Raw genomic sequence first — 18,584 nt, forward strand, 5'->3', positions numbered from 1 at the left:
ATTATTGGTTTTTGAGAGAATATCCAGAACAGGACTCCGGGAATCTCAGGCAATCATTTTATTTTCAAAACTAAATGGAACTCTTTTGTCGCATTTTAGCACTCACTGACGAATCACTTAAGGATCAAGTATCCAGTTCCCTGTTTCCAACTGATTCGCAACTTCAATTCAGCAGTGAGATGCCCATGTTTTTCAATAAATCCAGCAAATTCTACCAGCGTTTTATCACCTGTAACTGCCAAAACCTGTTTCAGAATACGAGCCGTTCTGTGCGGCGGAGCCGAAAAGCAGCGAGTTATTCCATTGTTCGAACAGAAAACCTGGAAGAGCGACAATTATTGGCAGCCGACGATTTGACAGACCTGAGCGATGACTTTGAAGATGCCGCCACGATTGCCAATTGGCAACGAATCTACGAAACCGAAGGCTGGGATGCTGACCAACTGGAAACCTGGAATATTGATGACACACAAGAGGGAAAAATGGTGCTTGCCCCTCATACGACTGTCTGGTTTGAAAATTACCGCGGCCCCTTAGTTTACAAGGAACTCACAGGTGACTTTGTCGTTACAACACAAGTACAAATCGGAGATCGTGACGATATTGGTGACAACGATCTGGACGATGTACCTGACGGATCGCAGTTTTCACTCGCGGGGCTCATGATTCGTACCCCGCGGAACATTGTAAACCCCGAAGTAGACTGGAGCTTGGGATCGCAGGCAGATGACGGAACCAATAATGGCGAGAACTATGTGTTCCTTTCTCTCGGCTGGGGAAGTTCGGGGGATCAATTTCAAATGGAAACGAAAACGACTCGAAACAGCGATTCTAATCTCGTACTGCAAGATATGGGTAACAATTCCATCATCAACCTGCAGATCGCCCGTATTGGGGACACTGTCTTTACGCTCTATCAATTTCCCGGTGAGGAATGGGTACTTAATAGACGTATTCCTCGATCTGATTTACCCGAAACGCTTCAGGTCGGCATGGTAACTTATACTGACTGGGAAAAAGCAAATGACTATGTCCCGTTTGACCAAAACAACAATATACTGCAGCCGGGAGGGCTTGATCCGACACCAGACGTCCCCTTTCAGCCGGATCTGATCGCAGGATTCGAGTACATTCAGTTTGATCGACCTGAAATTCCGGAATCCTTACAGGGATTAAATCTGGGCTTACTCGCTTCTGATTCACAATTACTATCATTCCTGGGCGACAACGTAAATTCCCCAGCCCCTATCAACCCGACCACAGATTCTCCGATGGAGATCGGGATGAATCTGGCGAGTATTGCAGACTGGAACTCCGCCTGGACTTTTATAGACATGGCTCACACCATGCGTTCCTGGAATAATGTCAGCCTGAACCTGGAAACCAACGAATCAATCTCGGGATCAACTCTGTTCGATCTGGAATTAGATGAAAATGGCTGGCCGATGGAAACTCACCAGACCGTGAATGAGTTAGGTCAGACGATTATCCAACAGTATATTTCTCCTATTCTTACGGGAAATGTAAATCCAGCCGGAATTTACCGTGCAGAATGGGATGGTGAAGCACTGGTATTGCTACCTGGTGTGATCGAACAGGGAGTGACTCCCGAGGGGAGAAATTATGCATTGCTGGATTTAGCAGAAAACCAGAATGCGCGACTACGAGTTCTAGACATCAATCCAGCCAATTACTTCCGAAACTTCAATCTCTGGATGCCTGAGTATAACGGACAAAGTTTTGTCGGGCAGGACTGGCAACCGGGAGAGTCTTTTTCACCATTTCATCCCCTGTTCCTGGAACGTCTAGAGCCTTTTGAAACACTTCGGTTTATGGACTGGATGGAGGCCAACCTCTCTGACGTTGTCACCTGGGACGATCGTGCTCAACTCTCTGATGCGACCTATTTCGCTGGTAGTGATCGAGATGATTTCCATAATGGCATTGCTCCCGAATATATGATTGAGCTTTCTAATACCCTGGATGCAAATGCCTGGTTTAATATGCCTCATCAGGCTGATGAAAGTTTCGTACGTAATTTTGCAGAACTGGTACGAGATACTCTCGATCCGGAATTGACGATTTATGTTGAATGGTCAAATGAAATCTGGAACTTTGCCAATGGATTTGATGCCAGTCGTTGGATTCAGGAACAACTCACGCTGCCGGAAAACGCCGGAATGAACCGATTTGAATTTTCGGCTAGTCAGATACAGGAAGATTTTGCCATCTGGGAGGACGTCTTCGCCGGGCAGGAAGACCGACTGGTTCGGGTTGTCGCCGGCCAGCAGGCCAACCCCAATGTTCTGGCAAGTCTATTAGCATCTATGGATGGGAATTTCGACGCCATCTCGGTAACCGCATATGCGGGTCTTCGTCAGGATCAACTCGCGACTTTTGATGAATTTACCACAGCAGACGATATCATTGATTCACTTTTGGAAGTATCTGTCCCCTGGAGCCTGGGACATCTGGCAGAACATCAGGCTATAGCAAATCAGTACTCAGAGATATTGGGGCGTGAGATTGACCTGGTGACATACGAAGGAGGTTCTCACCCCAGTGCCTATAACACACCTGCCCAGGATGCGGCCCATGAAGCTTCACTCAGTCCTCGAATGTATGATGTCTATCAGACTCTGTTAAACGGTTCACAGCAAATTGGCGTGGATCTATATAATCAATTTACCTTCACAGGCGGTGGAGCACCCGCTCGCTGGGGTGACTGGGGCTTGTTACATACGATGGACCAACCCCTGGAAGAATCCTATGAATACCAGTCGATTCTCGACTTTATTAACGATAACGACGTTGTACCGGTAGTCAATATTGAATCGCCTGTTTCGGAGGTGGAGGAACTTGGTACCTCTACTCTGGAATTCGTACTCACTCGTAGCGAAGACCAACTCGATCAACCTCTGACTGTAAACTATGAAATTTCTGGAACAGCCACACCCGATGATGATTTTAATAATTTGACGGGTGAAATCACGTTCCTGGCCAATGAAACTTCGACGACACTCATCGTCAGTATTCTGGAAGACCTCATCGACGAAGAGGATGAATCCATCGAAATCCAGCTGCTGGATGATGACCATTACGTTTTGGGAGAAGTCAGCCTGGCGACAGGCCTGATCCTCGACAACGATTTTACCAATGTTGCTCCCGTCGCCGGGACCATTTTGGATCAAGATATTCAAGAAGGGACTCCCTTCTTACTGAATGTGAACGACCTCTTTTCTGATGCCAATGCAATCGACGGAGATCAACTCACATTAGCTGCCATGCTGTCCGGAGACGCCGTATTACCAGAGTGGCTTGTTTTCAATGCCGAAACAAGACAACTGAGTGGGACTCCCGGCATCGGTGATGCTGGCATCTACGACATTGTGATCACAGCCACAGATCTGGCAGGTCTCGAAGCCAGCAGTTCGTTCCAATTAAACGTCAGTCCGCTTCTCTTTACACAATATGATCTGAGCGTTGTCAAATCTCCCAGTGCTACCTCTGAGAATGGAGAAACCCCCACACTAGCTGAAAGTGCCAGTTTTCTTCATGAATGGGAAACGTATTGGGTCGAAGTCTGGGGCAGTATTTCGAATTCGTCAGACACCGGCTCAGACACCGGCATTGAGACGTTTTACTTCAATCTGAATTACAATACCGAATACACAACGGCAACAAGTATTGAGTATGGTGCCGCATTTACAGAAGGCCAGTCGGGAGAAATTGATGATGCAAGCGGAACGATTCGAGGCATCTCAGCCAGCACAAACCTGAGCGATGCCGGCGATGATCAGTTTATATTGCTTGTTCGGATTGAATTCACGCCGACCGACAATGATCAGGTCAGCATTGATGACGAAACCCAGAGCATTGGTCCTTATCAGGCTGGTTTTGCGATTGAGCAACCGGAATTCCAACTGACCGATCAGACCGGGAGCCAAATGGGAGCAGTTAATGTCGCGGAAGCAGAATTCTGGGCTGTCCCCTATGATGCGAACGATGATGATGCGATCAATTTTCGCGATCTGCTCGTACTCATAAACGCCTATGGAAAAAGTAGCTCCAATGCGAATGTACCGCAGGCCTGGCTCATGGATTATAACCAGTCGGGAAGCGTAAATTTTAGAGATTTGGTCTTGTTGATCTCTAATTATGGTAAATCGAAATCGAACGATTCCAATGTGACACTCCCTCCGAATTTCCCGAATGCCTGGATTTCACAAAACCTGATCGCGGGATCGATGCCTCAATTACAACAACAAGTGGCAACGCCACTCACAATAGAACAAGCGACTTCGACCGCGCAGGCAGCCATCCAAGCCTATTCGGAGTCTGTTTCACCGGAGAAATACCAGGTACTCAAGAACACAAAAATCGAACTTGCAGATCTTCCCGGGAAGACCTTAGCCAAAGCAATGCCGGGTACAATTCTGATTGATGTCTCTGCAGCCGGTCATGGATGGTTTGTGGACAACACCCCATGGACTCACTCTGAATTTCATACTTCAGGCGCATCAGAATGGAAGGCTCGCACTAATTCGCAAGCTGCCCGGCGGATTGATCTACTGACGACAATTTATCATGAATTAGAACACCAGCTGGGACATCAACACGAATCGTCTGGGGTAAGGAAACCGACCCTCTCGCCCGGCATCCGCCGCCTACCTGCCGAGAATGTTCGTGCTCATCACAATCAGGAACGTTCTCAGAAATCCGATCAGTTTTTCAGTTCGCTGAACGATAATGATCTGCTGGCATTTGGATAAGCTGTTCTTTCTCGTCAGAGGAAGGGCTTCCCAGATATTCGGTTTCACCAAGTTCGGCAAGTTTCTGCATCATGAGAGTGGTGACTTCTTCCAGGACTTCTTTCGAGGCACGGAGGTCATAATATGCTGAAAGATCAATTGGATCGCCGTAAACAAGAGATGTCTTCGTAAACGAGTAAAACGGTTCCATCATATTTTTACCGCCGGGAGAATTATTAATATAAACCGGATACACGGGGGCTCGGGAACGCAATGCCAGAAACGCAATCCCCGAGTTCGCGTGTGCAATGGAGCGTCCTTCCTGAAGGCCTCCCTCGGGAAAGACGCCGATCAATTTCCCCTGCTTTAACCTGCGAAGTGCTTCGCGAACAGGGGCGACATCTTTACCATTCCGGTCAACAGGAATCGATTGCATAGATCGGGAGATCCAGCCAACGATACCTGGAAGTTCGTAATATTCGCGTGCCATCAAGAAACTGATACAGCGTTTTATTTTCTTGGAATTTCCCAAATGAGAGTTATACCACAGAATCAGCGGATCAGCAGGGCTGCGATGATTGGCAACGATGATGGCGGCCGAATCGCCTGGAAAGGGACAACGACGATTTGCTCTGACGTGCCACATACTCGGAGCATAAACACGCGCAATCACAAATAAAACCCAAGCCTGCCATCCGTCTGGAAGTTTCACCGCTTGATAAACAATAATCGTTAATACGACTAATGCATAAAAAATGAGCGTCAGGATGCCGGCTGCTTCTGGATTCATAATCAAGATTCATGCAAAACAAGATGTAAGATACGAAACACGGAATACAGGATTTGCTGTGCCTAATTATAGTCTCATCAAAAAAAATAAGGCAACATTAACTCTCGCAAACCACGCACGAATACCTACTGCTCGATCGTTGCAACGATTGTATTTGAAATGCGGGCCAGAAAACGCCCGTGCGGCTCTTGCGGCTGAGTCGTCAGGATAATGGCGGACGCCTGTAATAGAGGATCAATCCACAACACGGTCCCCGTTGCACCACCATGCCCGTATGCTGCAGACGAAAGCAAGTCTCCATAATAGTCGCTGTTGGCTGCTGTCACGATTTGCCAGCCCAGCCCCCAGCCCTTGCCCTGTCGAGCCGCCTTTGACAAGCCGGGGATTTCACACAATTGATTTCGTGTCGCCTCCTCAAGTGTCCGGTAAGAAAAGATCTGCTGCTGCCGATAGCGCCCCCTCTGCTGCAGCATTTTGACTAACTTTGCCAAATCGGAGGGAGTCGTGAACAACCCGCCCCAGGGTGCGCTAAAGCGTTTCCAGTAGGGACTGTTCCAATCCCAATGCGGTTCGATATTTAATTCTTCCGGTATGCGAATTTCTGCGATTCGTTCGATCCTTGGATCAGTGCCGGTCGTCCATTCCTCAGGAACACCCAGAGAGGTATCGCGCATCCCCAGAGGTTCAAACAGAGACTGTTTTAAAAACTCAGCACACGATTGACCGGTGATCCGTTGAATCACCTCGGCTAAAATCGCAATCCCCGCGCTTTGATATTGCACCATTCTCCCGGGTGGTTCATCGGGAGTGAGCTGGCAAATCTGTTTGACAAATTCAGAGAGCGGTGCGTTCGCAGCACGGAGTTCACGGTTATTGGGCAGCATATCAGGTAGTCCGGAGGTATGCGTCATCAGATGCCGGATTGTGACTCCATGTTTGCCGGCACAGCCGAACTCGGGAATAAATTGTTTCACCCGATCACCCAGCAAGAGTTCTCCCGCTTCCAGCAGTTTGAGTGCTCCCAGCACAACAATCGGTTTTGTAATCGAAGCCACCAAAAAAATGGCATCTTCGCGCAGGGGATCGCTTCCGTTGCCGACTTGCTGGCGTCCTTTAAAATAACAGCGAGATGTCTCGTCTACCATGACCTGCAGCGCGATCGCTGGCACCTGATCTGTGTCACAGAACTGATCAACCAGTTTTTCAACGGCGTCCCAGCGTTCCGCATTAATTTGAGGCATTCTTACAGCCAATACAATTCAGAGTAGAAGAAGAGTGGTAACAACTGTTTCCAGCCTAATCACTCATCTCGGTTTTGAAAAGGAGTTTGTCTGACTGCGCATAAAAAAAGCGAAAGCCGATTCTGGTCAACCTTCGCTTCTCAATGAATTCCGGTTCATCCACTAATAGGGAATCTCTACATCATGCAGTCGCATGAACTGATTCAATTTTGTGATCTCCAAGACTTCGCGAATATCGTCAGAAGCATTGTAAAGGTGAATCTCGATATTGAGATCTCGCATGGAAGCCAGTAAACCGAGCATGCCACTGGGAATCAACTTCACGCCCGTTAAATCGATGGCGAGTGTTTCACAATGGTTCTCTTTGACCAGTTCCAGTAACTCATCCCGAATATCTTTGACACTGAAGCTATCAAGGATATCTCTGCCACCAAATCCGGCCACACAGAGGGGGCCCGCATGATAGACCTGGAGAATTCCTCCCTGTTGAACTGTCATCACAATCAATTCCTTTATTTAAGGGAAAATGAAGCGAAGCAAATAGAAGAAAATAAAATACAACAAAGTCCCAAAGCAGCTTCGCAATTCGTTTCCAATTCAGCGAACTATCATTGGCAATTCCTGTGCCAACGACAACATCTATACAAAACATTCTAGGCCGACTGTTTTTAAAGCAAACATCAACAGCATAAGTTGTTTAATACATATCGTTTATGCAATCTCGCCCTGACAGATCTGAAATCAGCCGCGACCGCGTCATTTTATCGGACTGCAGTAAAATGCCTCACCCTGTTAAAATTTGAAACAGTCTTCCAAGGCACCTCTGCTTTTTTCTAAGGCAGCCGCCCCCTATTCCTACTCGCGAGAACCAGCTGATTTACTGGTGGACAGTCGCGTCACTCCACTAAAAAAGCCCGCTCTGCAATATTGCACAGCGGGCTTAGGATTCGCGGGAATCCACTTAGTGTTTTAAGTATTGTTCAGCGAACACGTGCTTGGAAGGTGACTACGCCCCCCTCGTGTCCTTTGACCGTCTCATCGACTTCAAAGGTCAGAATCAAGCTGCCTTCATTGTTATCCTCGACAACCAATCGCCCTTTGCGATCTGAAGTCGCACTATCTTGAATGTATTCCAGTCGAGGCGTTAAGTTGTCCACGACCTTGATTCCTTCGACATCGAAATCACCGATATTTTGATATTTAATGGTGAAGGTAATCACGTCACCGGGTTCTGCATTTTTCTTATCTGCCAGTTTGACAAGTTGCAGTTTACCCTCTGTTTTTCGTTTGTCTTCGATGCCAACATATTCTTCAGGCTTGATAGCTCGCTTGGATTCATGAGCCGATTGTTCCCGAATCGCAATAACGGGAAACTGAGTTCGTGACCAGATTGCCGCTGCCTGGATCTGATAAGCAATCCGGGCTTCATCCGATTGTTCAAACTGCCCGGTGGACTCTGTGCCTGTATCCTGGAACAGGTTGTTCAACTTGGTATGACCGCTAACGTAAGCAGTCTGCCCCACAGATCCCTGTTGGCTTTCGGTTTCGACACCACTGGCACGCGAACGCATGCGAATGCCTTCCAGCTGTTCGCGCTGTTTATGCTGAGTGATGACCGTACGCGCTTCCATGCCGACACCATGCACGGTGTCTTCGGTTGTAGCCAGAGTATCAACAGACGTTCCCGACAAAGGTGAGCTGGCCGAACGAATCGCAGCAAACCGGGGCGCATAAACGGCAACCCGATTTGACTTTTTCACTTCGTGCTTCCCTTTGTGGGTTTGATATTCAACAATCGTATCTTCTGTATCCAAACCCAGACGATTGTAGTCATCATAGTGCACTGGATTTTCCCGATCGCCACCATCAAACAGATATTCATCCGGGTACATTTGGACGACCGCTGGATCAGCACCGGGAGGCAATACGAAATCTCGTGCGACTGCAGGAGAGAATTCACAATAATCGGGACACGGTTGCGCCATCGCAGGAGCGGGCTGATGATAGGCCACCTGCTGAACCGGTGATGCCGGAGCTACAGCCTGGGCAGGAGCCGAAAGGCGGGCTGCCCCGACTTTGGTATCAAAGTCGGCATGTTGCACGGCGGGCGATTGTTCCTGCGCCTGTTTGGGAATTGGTTTATTCCAAGGCGTCGAGACGGTGATTGGTGATAAACTGGAGCACCCGCAACTGAAGCCGAGTAGCATGATCGCTACCGCTGAGCAGACACGCTGCATTCGCATTGCTCCTCTTCGAATTCGGTACGACAAATTCACCACGGTGTATCCTTCAATCAGTTAAGTATCAATTTTTTGTGTTCGAGTTTTGTAGTTCAACGACAGGTGCCCCACCACCATAAAAATCAGGGTCTTCTCCCCGCGTCGAGGGCAAGCGTCCGCCCAGACGCAGGATCAGCATCGGACGACCTAATAAGTCTGCCTCGGCAATCAGGTTTTTCTGACCCGTAATTGCCTGTGTTGGTTGTCGCTCAAATTTTGCGGGCACGGCTGTCTGAGGCCGTTCCAAATAAATCACCTTGGTTACCATTCTGCCAGACAGTGCCAACTCAATATCTTCCTGAGTAAAACGGATCGGAATCGGATACTGCTCTGCTAACCCTGCAGGCGGATGCAAACGATCAATCAACTCAATCGTTGGATACAATTCGACTCCCGGAAATTCGGGCATCCCACTAAGTTTGACACGATACACATAACCGACTGCAAATCCGATGGAAGCGGGCGAGGCTTTGGGAATCGTCTGCTCCGGACCACCTGCAAAGAATGTGACTGCCCCTGTTGAGGGGAGAGACAATTTCATCGGTTGAATGTAACCAGCTTGAACCTGCCCAGAGAGAGCCGCCCATTGACCGGCTACTCCGGGTGGCGTGCGTTGATTCAGAAGATGATAGAATTGATTCCCCGCATTGTACTTGCGGCCTCCAACGACTTGCTGAGACCAGGCAGAAGGCAATTCCATGACAAAAACGATCATGGTCATTAACAGCAATGTTAATAAGCGTAATCGGTTTTGTCGTTTGAATATCATCATGACTAAGCTTTTCTACGATCAAATGTCCTGAAGGATGACAGAAGAGTATTTAGCTGATTGAGAAGCGACTGCTGTAAAGAAATGAAACACGAAAAGACAAGGGGTTGCACTCCCTGCAACAGAATGCAGGGAGTGCAACGTGGGTCCTGAGTCTTTTAATACCCTGATCCTGGTGCCATGTTTCTTGGATAAGAAACCTGGCCGGGACTATGAACCGGGTGGCTTTCTGAATATTGGACATACTTAACAGGTTTTGGCAGACTTGGTGCCGGATTCTGTTTGACATCCACCAGGAAGTGATCCACTGGTTTGGGTAAATTGGTCTTTGACCGATTTCTCATAGTGTAGGACTTCAAGCTGGCTGGTCCCCCCAATGGAATGTGAGGTGGTCCAGGCAGACCGATTGGTGTTCCCGTCATCGGCATACCCCAGGCAGGAGTCGGTCCAACACCGGCAATCGGATTGTAAGCAGGTTGTCCGGGTGCTCCCATTCCACCCATCATTGCGGGGGCAGGCACACCAGAAGCGACACCAATGGAATGTCCAGGGATGGGCATCGGAGGCATGTGTGCTCCTGCATCACCATCATAAGAAACTTGTGAAACCCCTTGGTTACCGCCATCTTCAGTTGGCATTTCCAGATCCATGTTACCCATTCGCAGCACAGCCATAATCGTACCACGACGATCCGCTTCCGCGACAGGGTCTACACCGGGATCAAGACGTGTTGAAACCAAAGTCTCCACACCGGCAATGGCCAGTTCCTGGAATTTTTCATCTGGTAGATAGATGACTTTGGTGACAAAGTTGTTGCTTTCTACCTGATCCAGATCTTCCGGAGTGATTTCCAGAGGAATACTGTTATGAGACAGATAAGCGTCCGTTGTCGGGTGTGAAGGATACACCTGCAACGAAGGATACAATGCCGGAATCGCACGCCCCGGAATGTGCGACAGTTTTAACCGGTAGGTTGCCCCCTGGTGAAAATTGTAGCGTCCAGGTGCAGTGATCTGGTTTTCGGCATAGCCTTCAGGGACTTGCCAGCCAACCTTCATACCTGCTGGTCCCACAAAACGAATTTGTGAGGTGCGAGCAGCAAATGCGCTCATTGGAGGGGGAGCCAGCATTGGCAACACGCCAGGCCCCGGTCCATCTACCATAGGCCCCGGACGCTGCATCATCGCAGCGGGTGGAGCATGGTACTCACCTTTGTTAATAACTTGTTGCCCGTCAGCTGCACAGCCAACGCAAACAACAACCAAAGTTCCTAAAGCCAGGAAGTAGTACTTCATCATGACCCCTTGTTCGAATACACCACGACGAATAATGCGACTTGTTAAATGAAGAACCGTCCATCACAAACTAAGACGTCGATCCCTGGAATCTGGAACGGTCGACGTTCGGTTCAAAAAAGACTCAGTTTTCAGGTCGACCCCAAGCACGAATTTTCGTTAAAATACAGTGAGTCCCATATTTCAACGATTACACTCTGAGCTTAAACGGTCTGCTGACTGAAATACTCCAGCCAACTAGAGGCACATAGATGGCCTCATACATCTGTTTTCGGACTATCGTGGTCCGATTCTTTGGTAAATTCGTTTTTTTCCGAACAATTATAACATGTTACGCATTTTAACTCTGACAGTTTGTCTCCTGCTTGTCGCGGGCCTGAATGACGTTTTCACAATCCCATCCTGGGCCGACTCGTCACAAGACCCTACTAACAAAGAGGATACAACAAGTATCCCCCAGCGACTGCTGGCTTGGGCAGGACAGGATGCCGATCAAAATACGTCTGCACCCCCTGCGGATGAGTCAGAAAAGAATTTTAAAAAAAATCCGGGCCAGGCGAATGCATTGCTGAAACAGGCACGCCAAAAATTATTTACCTACAGCTCAATCAGAGCACACATCACTGAAAAAGTAGAAATCGGGCCGAAGCCCTTTGTGATCAGTGGAAGCTATCTGCAAGGACTGGATTTGAAGCTCCGCCTTGAATTTCAGGTGCAAAACCAGAAGAAAAATGGAAAACCTGTCGGAACGTTATTAGAAATCTGCGACGGACAGGTACTTTGGACGGAACACAATATCAAAGGGACGTCCCGAGTCACCCGCCGTGATGTGCAGGCGATCTTGCAACAAGCCGAGTTGAATCCGAAATCACAGCCCAATATGCTTGTCGCCGAGCTTGGTCTGGGTGGATTGCCCGGCCTGTTAGCATCGATCCAGAAAAACATGAAACTGGAGAGCGTCTCCGAACGCAATGTTAATGGGAAAACATTGACTGTCTTAAACGGGACCTGGAAAGACGAATTTCTGGCTCGATGGAAAGGGGGAGACCCTAATGCCCCGGTGCAGCTTCCCGCTTATGTTCCAGATGGGGTTAGAATCTACCTGGATCCGCAAACACTTTTTCCCAGAAGAATTGTCTATCTGAAAAAAAACAAAGAGTCTCTGGAAAGCATGGTGACCCTCAACTTTTCGAAAGTCACTCTCAATGCCCCCATTGAAGCAACTGAATTTACCTACGAACCTCCTGATGGCGTTTTTCCGGTTGATATCACGAATCAATATCTTAAACAATTGACGCAATAAATACGTAATAGTAGAAGCGTCTCGAAACGTCAGCAGCCGTACGTAGTTCTCAACCAGCTGACTTACACACCTTAAACCACTACTGTAAAACAACTTAAACCAGAACACCCAAGAGCCACTGTTTCAACGCGGAAACACAATCATCGGATCACAATAACTATGCCGGCAGCCTTTACAGAACTTAAACAGCAAAAATCACGTTGGCAGAGCAATTCTCCTCTGCATGTGGTTCCCAGCTGGGCTGCCTCGCTTGCCATCCACTCTCTAATCCTGCTGATTCTGATCTCCAGTCTCAATCGTTGTGATAGTGGGCAAACAGGAGGTCAGGACGGAGATCTACGAAGTGTCGGGATTTATGTGAAACAGTCGCCTGATGCCGAACAAATTCAGGAATCAGATCAGGAATCGCAAGAAACCACTCAAAACCAGCTGACTCCTCAAGACCAGGTGAAAGAAGTTCAGGATCACCCCCCCGTCGATACTCGACTCCCGGAATTGAATTCAAAACTGCTGGGAGCAGGACCAACCCAGACCCCCAGCATCCCTAATTCTCCTGCTACTGATTTCACAACAGACCAGTTAATGTCCCCGAGCACGGCACTCGCCCCCCCTGTCATGGGCACTGGCAATGTCAACTTTTTTGATGCCGTGGATTCTGGAAAGCGGTTTGTCTTTGTTCTCGATTGTTCCGGAAGTATGGCAGCGCCGCAAGGAGCCCCCATTCGAAAAGCCCGCTCAGAACTGATTGCCAGCCTGGCTGGTCTTAATCATCAGCAGCAGTTTCAAATCATTTTTTATAACACGACGACAAGAGCAATGCAGCAGCGCGGTAAAGCAGCCGGATTGCTTTACGCGACTGATATTAACCGAACCCTGGCCCGTCAATTCATCCAAAGTGTCGAACCAGATGGAGGCACAGATCACCTCCCGGCGATAAAGAGAGCTTTAAGTTTTCAACCGGATGTCATATTCTTTCTGACAGATGCCAAGCATCCCCAGTTATCCAGCGCGGATTTAAACGAAATTCGCGTCCGCAATGGTGGCAAAGCCAAGATTCATTGTATTGAGTTCGGCGAGGGTTTTCCCGTCAAAGAAGGAAACTCGCTCGACAAACTCGCTCGACAGAACCGAGGCAGCTACCGTTACTATAATGTCCGCAAGTTTATCAAAAACCGTTAAGCTTTTGCTGTTTTGCCAACTTGATTCCGAATCATCATCAACCACCTCAGAAAGTCGATCATTCATGTCTGCGACGGTATCCAAAGCAACTCGCTATACTTTGTTAATAGCCTGTTTGCTGTTTTGCGTAGGCTGTGATCAATACACCAAAAAGATCGCCGTTGAAAAGCTCAAAGATGAACAACCCATTACCTATTTCAATAATACACTGCGCATGGAATATGCGGAAAACACCGGCGCCTTTCTTAGCGTTGGCAGTCGGCTTTCGAAACCAGTTCGGTTTTTCCTGCTGGTGATCGCCAACGCAGCGTTTTTAATCATTGTCAGCGGCATGCTGATCTTTCGCTGGCAGATGCCGCTGGTTCAATTCATTGCACTTTCGCTGCTTCTCGCAGGTGGTATTGGTAATTTAATCGATCGTGTCTTTCTGAACGGCATTGTAATTGATTTTCTCAACATTGGCGTCGGCCCGTTACGCACGGGAATTTTTAATGTCGCTGACATGGCAATCACGGGAGGCGCCCTGCTAATGCTGGTATCGTGGTTTTTCACCAAAGATCAAATGGAGAAAGGAAACCACGTTGAATTGTCTCCGGCGGAACAGGCCACTCCTTCTACAACGGAGTAATCAATTCGGCTGACTTCGAAAGAATACTATGCGAACTTTTGCTCTTGTCATTTTGATCACTGTTTTTCTGTTACTGAAAACAGTCCCGACCTGTGCACAGGATAAGATCGAAGTTCGCCCCGATCATCACGTCGGCCAGGCAACCCTCCCCTGCACCATTCTGGATTTCACGCAATCGAACATTAAAGTCAAACTGCTTCCCAGCGGTTACGTGCGAACCTACCCCAGCTCACAAATCGTTAAGGTTCATACCCCGCAAACTGAGCAACACCAACAGGGTTTGGAACAACTGCAAAACGGGCAGTACGAAAAAGCTATTAGCTCATTTAACGAGGCGTTGAATATCGAAAACCGGTCCTGGGTACGCCGTGAAATACTGGCGCTCATGATCAAAGCCGCGTTAGCTCAGGGCGACGACCTGAAGGCAGCCCTGCGATTTCAGATCATGGTGGAAAATGAACCGGACTCTCGTTCCTTCGATCTGATTCCTCTGGACTGGTCCATCAAAGAAACACTTTCTCCAGCCCGTAGTGCCGCGCGGAGTTGGCTGATAGACAAGGATGAACTCAAACAATTGATGGGGGCAAGCATTTTGCTGACTGCCCCTGATTATCAGGCGCAGGCCGAAGCCGCGATGCGATCGCTGGCTACCAGTACGAACGTCAATATCCAACAACTGGCACGCACACAACTCTGGCGTCTCCGTCTAAGGGAGGGCGATATCAACCATAGGGAACTGCAGCGCTGGGAACGAAACCTGCTTCAGGTGCCCGAGCACTTGCGCGCAGGCCCTTATTTCCTGCTGGGAACCGGCTATGCCATGCTGGAACGCCACGGCCAGGCGGCTGCCTCGTTTCTCAGGGTCCCACTGTCCTATGACTCGAACCCTCAATTATCTGCCTTGGCAAATCTGAAAGCGGCAGACTCATTATTGGCACTCGGCCAAACGGCGAATGCCCTGCGGCTTTATCAGGAAACAGTCGCCCGCTACCCCAAGTCCTCTTCAGAACAAATGGCACAACAGATGATTGACCAACTCTTAAAACCCAATGCTTTCAACAACAGTCCCCCGACTGCCCCCAATTGATTTGAATCAACCAAGTCTGGAAAAGAATAATTTGATGGACCGAAGTAAACCCCTTTTAAAATTTGCCTGGATGAGTCTTGTCTGCTTCAGCATCAGTCTGGCAACTCCTGTAATCTGCTCAGCCGCTGACGAGCCTGCGGGAGCCGAAGGTACAGGTGCCGCAAAAATCGATCTCCGCCAACTGGTTGATGACGCCGGTGCTATTGGAATTATCATTGCTGTGCTGAGTGTGGCGATGGTCGCGCTGATTGTCGAACACATCATCAGCATTCGCAGTAATGCCCTGATGCCACCCGGTCTGGCTGAGGAGGTTCATTCGTTAATTATCCAGCAACAATACCGCAGTGCCGACTCGGTCTGTAAGTCCAATCCGAGTTTTTTGTCTTACATACTCTCGGCTGGTTTAGCGGAAGTTCAGATGGGCTATGGCGCCGTTGAGAAAGCCATGGAAGACGCTGCCATGCAGCAGTCGGCTCGTTTAAATCGTAAAATTGAATATCTCTCCGTGATTGGAACCCTGTCTCCCATGCTCGGTCTACTGGGAACGGTCTGGGGCATGATCCTCGCCTTTTCTGAATTCACCGCGAAAGCAAATCCGGACGTCGCCGAGTTGGCCCCCGGAATTTCCAAAGCCTTAATCACGACACTGTTTGGTTTAAGTGTAACCGTACCCGCACTAGCCAGCTTTGCCTTCTTTCGCAATCGCATTGACGAGCTGGTCGCACAATCCTCGCTGTTAGCCGAACATGTGTTTGCCGACTTTAAACACAGTATGGCGATTCCTGCAAAACAAACCGGAAAGCCGCTTCGCAAACGGCCTGAAGAAGAACTGGCGCAACGAATCGCCACTCAGCAGGCCACCCGTCCTACGCCTCCCCCTGGAGGAGAAGTAACGTGAGAATTCCAACCCGCGCCCGTCAGCAGGGAATCCGCTTTAATATTACCCCGTTGATTGATATTGTATTTCTGCTGATCGTCTTCTTTCTGGCAGCCACTCACTTAACGCAAAATGAAAAGCTGGAAGCCGTTGAGCTTCCGCAAGCTTCACAGCATGAACGTGAACCGGCAGAAGCACCGCGGCGGATGATCATCACGATCACCTTAGATGAAACGCTGCATCTGCGTGGTAAAGAAATTTCGGCTGAAGAACTGGACGCGCAACTGCTGTCAATTGATGACTCCAAGCGAAAAGGAACGGAAATTCGTATTCGCGGCGATCAACGGATTCCGTACCAGATTGTCGAACGTGTGCTTATCAGCTGTGCCCGTGCCGGTATTTCCAATGTTCAATTTGCTGTTCTGAATGAGTAAACCTGTCTGTTATGAAAATTCCTTCTCACCACAATATGCGATCCGACATTCAGGATCAGGCGACCATGACGCCGATGATCGACGTGGTGTTTCTGCTGTTGATCTTTTTTATCAGCGCCTCAGCCAATCAGATTCGGGAATTTCTGCTCCCCACAGAACTGGCAACAGGCAGTATTGAATCTACGGAAACCGTTCCACAAGAACAGCCATTAGGGGAAGTCTGGTTAAAACTGAAACGTCAGGACAACCAGACTATTGTAGAATTGAATGAGCGCGAGTATGCTCAGTTCGATCAATTAAAACAGACCTTGGTCGAACTGGCAGAGCTGGCTCCAGAGATCCCCGTGATCCTGGATATCGAAGAGAATGTGCCTCTGGGTGAAATGATTCGCACCTATGATACCTGCCTGGCTGCCGGCTTCAATTCCATTCATTTTGCCACCGACGTGAATAAAATCGCCCCCAAAAAGAAATCGATCACGTCTCAAAACTGAAATCATTGACTCACGATGAAATTATTTGACACCCATGCCCACCTTGATGAAGAAAGCTTTCATCCTGACCGGGCTGAAACCGTGGAACGTGCGATAGAAGCAGGCGTCGAAACAATCCTAAGCATCGGCACTACAGCCGAAAGCAGCCAGCGCGCCGTTGATCTTGCAGCCACCTTTTTCAACGTTTACGCAGTCGTTGGAATTCAACCCAACTATGTTGCGCAAATGAAACCAGGCGACTGGGAATTGATCGAAACACTCTCCACCGCGGACAAAGTGGTCGGGATTGGAGAAACCGGCCTGGATCGCTACTGGGATTATGCGCCCATCGAATTGCAACGCGAATATTTCAGTAAGCATATCCATCTCTCTCAAAAGTTGAACCTGCCGTTTGTCATCCACTGCCGCGAAGCGGAAGCAGATGTGGTCGAGTTACTGCAGCAGGAAGGAAAGAACGCTCCTCTCAAAGGGCTGATGCACTCATTTTGCGGCAGCCCGGAAACCGCCGCCGCCTGCCTGGAACTGGGGTTGTATATCTCTTTTGCCGGCATGTTAACCTTCAAGAAAAATGATGAACTGCGCGAAACGGCTCGTCACATCCCATTGGATCGCCTGCTGGTCGAAACAGACGCACCTTATCTGGCGCCCGTCCCAATGCGTGGCAAACGCAATGAACCGGCGTTTGTAAAGCACACTTGTGCTTGCCTGGCAGAACTCCATGACAAAACAGCCGAAGAGATGGCAGAAATCACGACGCAGAATGCAAAAGCGCTATTCAACATCGACTCAGCGCCGGCCTCATCGTCCAATTGACTTGCCTCAAGTAGCATCCGCGCCGCCTCAGCGCCTGAAACTGCTTCAGGCAGATTCTTTCAGAATCTGCATTTCTTCGAAGAGGGTACTTTCATTTTTATCTAATCCTGCTATTGTTAGAATTAGTTGAGTCATAGAAATAACTTGCGTCAATTGAACCCACAGCAGGTATTACTAGGATGGTAATGATCAAAAAGTGGCTCGCGCACGCCTTCGCAGTCGAACGCCCTGAAGATTTTTCTCCCACAGCAGAGCAACAACAGATTGCAGACCGCATCTGCCGGGAAATTATTCGGCGGGAGATGGTAACGCTGGCGATTCTCTCATTAGAAACCTGCCGCCCTTTGAATTATATCGGTTCGCAGGCGATTCATTTTTTTGCTCCCTTCCTGTCCTTCCTGGTTGATCCCAAATCGCAAAACATCTTCGCGGATTTTCTTGAAAAACGAGGCTCCATCGAATGGTTGTGCCAGCGTCTGGAAACATTGAGTTCACCACACGCAGATAACGAGAGTCTGTCTGCGAATCAGGATCAATCTCTGGTTTACTCAGAAATCACAGTCAAACAGGATGATTCCTGACTACGATCAATCTTTCCGAAACGTGCCCCACCCGCTTTCATATTTACACGGATGGCAAATCAG

General features: G+C 48.8%; 16 protein-coding genes. 10 read left to right on the forward strand and 6 right to left on the reverse strand.

Annotated elements, in window-relative coordinates:
• The first annotated feature begins 185 nt into the window (after nucleotides 1-185).
• Nucleotides 186-4,772 (forward strand): putative Ig domain-containing protein, encoded by a 4,587-nt coding sequence (locus tag AAC022_RS17500; protein ID WP_339733137.1) that lies wholly within the window; start codon nucleotides 186-188, stop codon nucleotides 4,770-4,772.
• On the opposite strand, the gene AAC022_RS17505 is transcribed toward AAC022_RS17500, so the two are convergent.
• The 6 genes from AAC022_RS17505 to AAC022_RS17530 form a co-directional block, all read right to left on the reverse strand.
• Complete coding sequence (locus AAC022_RS17505; protein ID WP_339733139.1) at nucleotides 4,732-5,541, reverse strand: lysophospholipid acyltransferase family protein; 810 nt, start codon at nucleotides 5,539-5,541, stop codon at nucleotides 4,732-4,734. The genes AAC022_RS17500 and AAC022_RS17505 overlap by 41 nt on opposite strands.
• A gap of 125 nt (nucleotides 5,542-5,666) precedes the next feature.
• On the reverse strand, nucleotides 5,667-6,782 hold the full coding sequence (locus AAC022_RS17510; RefSeq protein ID WP_339733141.1) for a serine hydrolase domain-containing protein: 1,116 nt from the start codon (nucleotides 6,780-6,782) through the stop codon (nucleotides 5,667-5,669).
• A 162-nt stretch (nucleotides 6,783-6,944) separates the two neighbouring features.
• On the reverse strand, nucleotides 6,945-7,280 hold the full coding sequence (locus AAC022_RS17515; protein ID WP_339733143.1) for an STAS domain-containing protein: 336 nt from the start codon (nucleotides 7,278-7,280) through the stop codon (nucleotides 6,945-6,947).
• A 482-nt stretch (nucleotides 7,281-7,762) separates the two neighbouring features.
• Nucleotides 7,763-9,019 carry a hypothetical protein gene (locus AAC022_RS17520; protein WP_339733145.1) on the reverse strand — a complete coding sequence of 419 codons (1,257 nt, stop codon included), beginning with the start codon at nucleotides 9,017-9,019 and terminating at the stop codon, nucleotides 7,763-7,765.
• Nucleotides 9,020-9,086: 67 nt separating this feature from the next.
• Nucleotides 9,087-9,833 carry a hypothetical protein gene (locus AAC022_RS17525; protein ID WP_339733147.1) on the reverse strand — a complete coding sequence of 249 codons (747 nt, stop codon included), beginning with the start codon at nucleotides 9,831-9,833 and terminating at the stop codon, nucleotides 9,087-9,089.
• Between the two features lie 155 nt (nucleotides 9,834-9,988).
• Nucleotides 9,989-11,128: a hypothetical protein gene (locus AAC022_RS17530; protein WP_339733149.1), complete on the reverse strand. Its 1,140-nt coding sequence runs from the start codon at nucleotides 11,126-11,128 to the stop codon at nucleotides 9,989-9,991.
• 325 nt (nucleotides 11,129-11,453) lie between these two features.
• On the opposite strand from AAC022_RS17530, the gene AAC022_RS17535 reads away from it, so the two are divergent.
• The 9 genes from AAC022_RS17535 to AAC022_RS17575 all read left to right on the forward strand — a co-directional run bounded on the left by AAC022_RS17535 (nucleotide 11,454) and on the right by AAC022_RS17575 (nucleotide 18,521).
• On the forward strand, nucleotides 11,454-12,428 hold the full coding sequence (locus tag AAC022_RS17535; RefSeq protein ID WP_339733150.1) for a hypothetical protein: 975 nt from the start codon (nucleotides 11,454-11,456) through the stop codon (nucleotides 12,426-12,428).
• Between the two features lie 159 nt (nucleotides 12,429-12,587).
• Entirely contained in the window at nucleotides 12,588-13,607 is a 1,020-nt protein-coding gene (locus AAC022_RS17540) for a hypothetical protein (protein WP_339733152.1), read from the forward strand.
• Nucleotides 13,608-13,671: 64 nt separating this feature from the next.
• Nucleotides 13,672-14,235 (forward strand): signal peptidase II, encoded by a 564-nt coding sequence (gene lspA, locus AAC022_RS17545; RefSeq protein ID WP_339733154.1) that lies wholly within the window; start codon nucleotides 13,672-13,674, stop codon nucleotides 14,233-14,235.
• 28 nt (nucleotides 14,236-14,263) lie between these two features.
• On the forward strand, nucleotides 14,264-15,322 hold the full coding sequence (locus AAC022_RS17550; RefSeq protein ID WP_339733156.1) for a tetratricopeptide repeat protein: 1,059 nt from the start codon (nucleotides 14,264-14,266) through the stop codon (nucleotides 15,320-15,322).
• A 34-nt stretch (nucleotides 15,323-15,356) separates the two neighbouring features.
• The gene (locus AAC022_RS17555) at nucleotides 15,357-16,220 is read left to right on the forward strand and encodes a MotA/TolQ/ExbB proton channel family protein (RefSeq protein ID WP_339733158.1); all 864 of its coding nucleotides are present in this window, start codon (nucleotides 15,357-15,359) and stop codon (nucleotides 16,218-16,220) included.
• On the forward strand, nucleotides 16,217-16,633 hold the full coding sequence (locus AAC022_RS17560; protein WP_339733160.1) for a biopolymer transporter ExbD: 417 nt from the start codon (nucleotides 16,217-16,219) through the stop codon (nucleotides 16,631-16,633). The genes AAC022_RS17555 and AAC022_RS17560 overlap by 4 nt, the downstream gene beginning before the upstream one ends.
• An 11-nt stretch (nucleotides 16,634-16,644) precedes the next feature.
• Nucleotides 16,645-17,127, forward strand: a complete 483-nt coding sequence (locus AAC022_RS17565) for a biopolymer transporter ExbD (RefSeq protein ID WP_339733162.1) — start codon at nucleotides 16,645-16,647, stop codon at nucleotides 17,125-17,127.
• A 15-nt stretch (nucleotides 17,128-17,142) separates the two neighbouring features.
• Nucleotides 17,143-17,940 (forward strand): TatD family hydrolase, encoded by a 798-nt coding sequence (locus tag AAC022_RS17570; protein WP_339733164.1) that lies wholly within the window; start codon nucleotides 17,143-17,145, stop codon nucleotides 17,938-17,940.
• Nucleotides 17,941-18,119: 179 nt separating this feature from the next.
• The gene (locus tag AAC022_RS17575) at nucleotides 18,120-18,521 is read left to right on the forward strand and encodes a hypothetical protein (protein WP_339733166.1); all 402 of its coding nucleotides are present in this window, start codon (nucleotides 18,120-18,122) and stop codon (nucleotides 18,519-18,521) included.
• Nucleotides 18,522-18,584: the final 63 nt, after the last annotated feature.

The sequence above is a fragment of the uncultured Gimesia sp. genome (assembly GCF_963976445.1).
GTDB lineage: Bacteria > Planctomycetota > Planctomycetia > Planctomycetales > Planctomycetaceae > Gimesia.

What these genes read in the sequence shown, in the direction of transcription:
- lspA (WP_339733154.1), top strand. Translation starts at nt 13,672, where the DNA reads ATGTCTGCGACGGTATCCAAAGCAACTCGCTATACTTTGTTAATAGCC.
- AAC022_RS17570 (WP_339733164.1), top strand. Translation starts at nt 17,143, where the DNA reads ATGAAATTATTTGACACCCATGCCCACCTTGATGAAGAAAGCTTTCAT.
- AAC022_RS17565 (WP_339733162.1), top strand. Translation starts at nt 16,645, where the DNA reads ATGAAAATTCCTTCTCACCACAATATGCGATCCGACATTCAGGATCAG.
- AAC022_RS17510 (WP_339733141.1), bottom strand. Translation starts at nt 6,782, where the DNA reads ATGCCTCAAATTAATGCGGAACGCTGGGACGCCGTTGAAAAACTGGTT.
- AAC022_RS17505 (WP_339733139.1), bottom strand. Translation starts at nt 5,541, where the DNA reads ATGAATCCAGAAGCAGCCGGCATCCTGACGCTCATTTTTTATGCATTA.
- AAC022_RS17540 (WP_339733152.1), top strand. Translation starts at nt 12,588, where the DNA reads ATGCCGGCAGCCTTTACAGAACTTAAACAGCAAAAATCACGTTGGCAG.
- AAC022_RS17500 (WP_339733137.1), top strand. Translation starts at nt 186, where the DNA reads ATGTTTTTCAATAAATCCAGCAAATTCTACCAGCGTTTTATCACCTGT.
- AAC022_RS17575 (WP_339733166.1), top strand. Translation starts at nt 18,120, where the DNA reads ATGGTAATGATCAAAAAGTGGCTCGCGCACGCCTTCGCAGTCGAACGC.
- AAC022_RS17525 (WP_339733147.1), bottom strand. Translation starts at nt 9,833, where the DNA reads ATGATGATATTCAAACGACAAAACCGATTACGCTTATTAACATTGCTG.
- AAC022_RS17520 (WP_339733145.1), bottom strand. Translation starts at nt 9,019, where the DNA reads ATGCAGCGTGTCTGCTCAGCGGTAGCGATCATGCTACTCGGCTTCAGT.
- AAC022_RS17530 (WP_339733149.1), bottom strand. Translation starts at nt 11,128, where the DNA reads ATGATGAAGTACTACTTCCTGGCTTTAGGAACTTTGGTTGTTGTTTGC.
- AAC022_RS17515 (WP_339733143.1), bottom strand. Translation starts at nt 7,280, where the DNA reads ATGACAGTTCAACAGGGAGGAATTCTCCAGGTCTATCATGCGGGCCCC.
- AAC022_RS17535 (WP_339733150.1), top strand. Translation starts at nt 11,454, where the DNA reads ATGTTACGCATTTTAACTCTGACAGTTTGTCTCCTGCTTGTCGCGGGC.
- AAC022_RS17555 (WP_339733158.1), top strand. Translation starts at nt 15,357, where the DNA reads ATGGACCGAAGTAAACCCCTTTTAAAATTTGCCTGGATGAGTCTTGTC.
- AAC022_RS17550 (WP_339733156.1), top strand. Translation starts at nt 14,264, where the DNA reads ATGCGAACTTTTGCTCTTGTCATTTTGATCACTGTTTTTCTGTTACTG.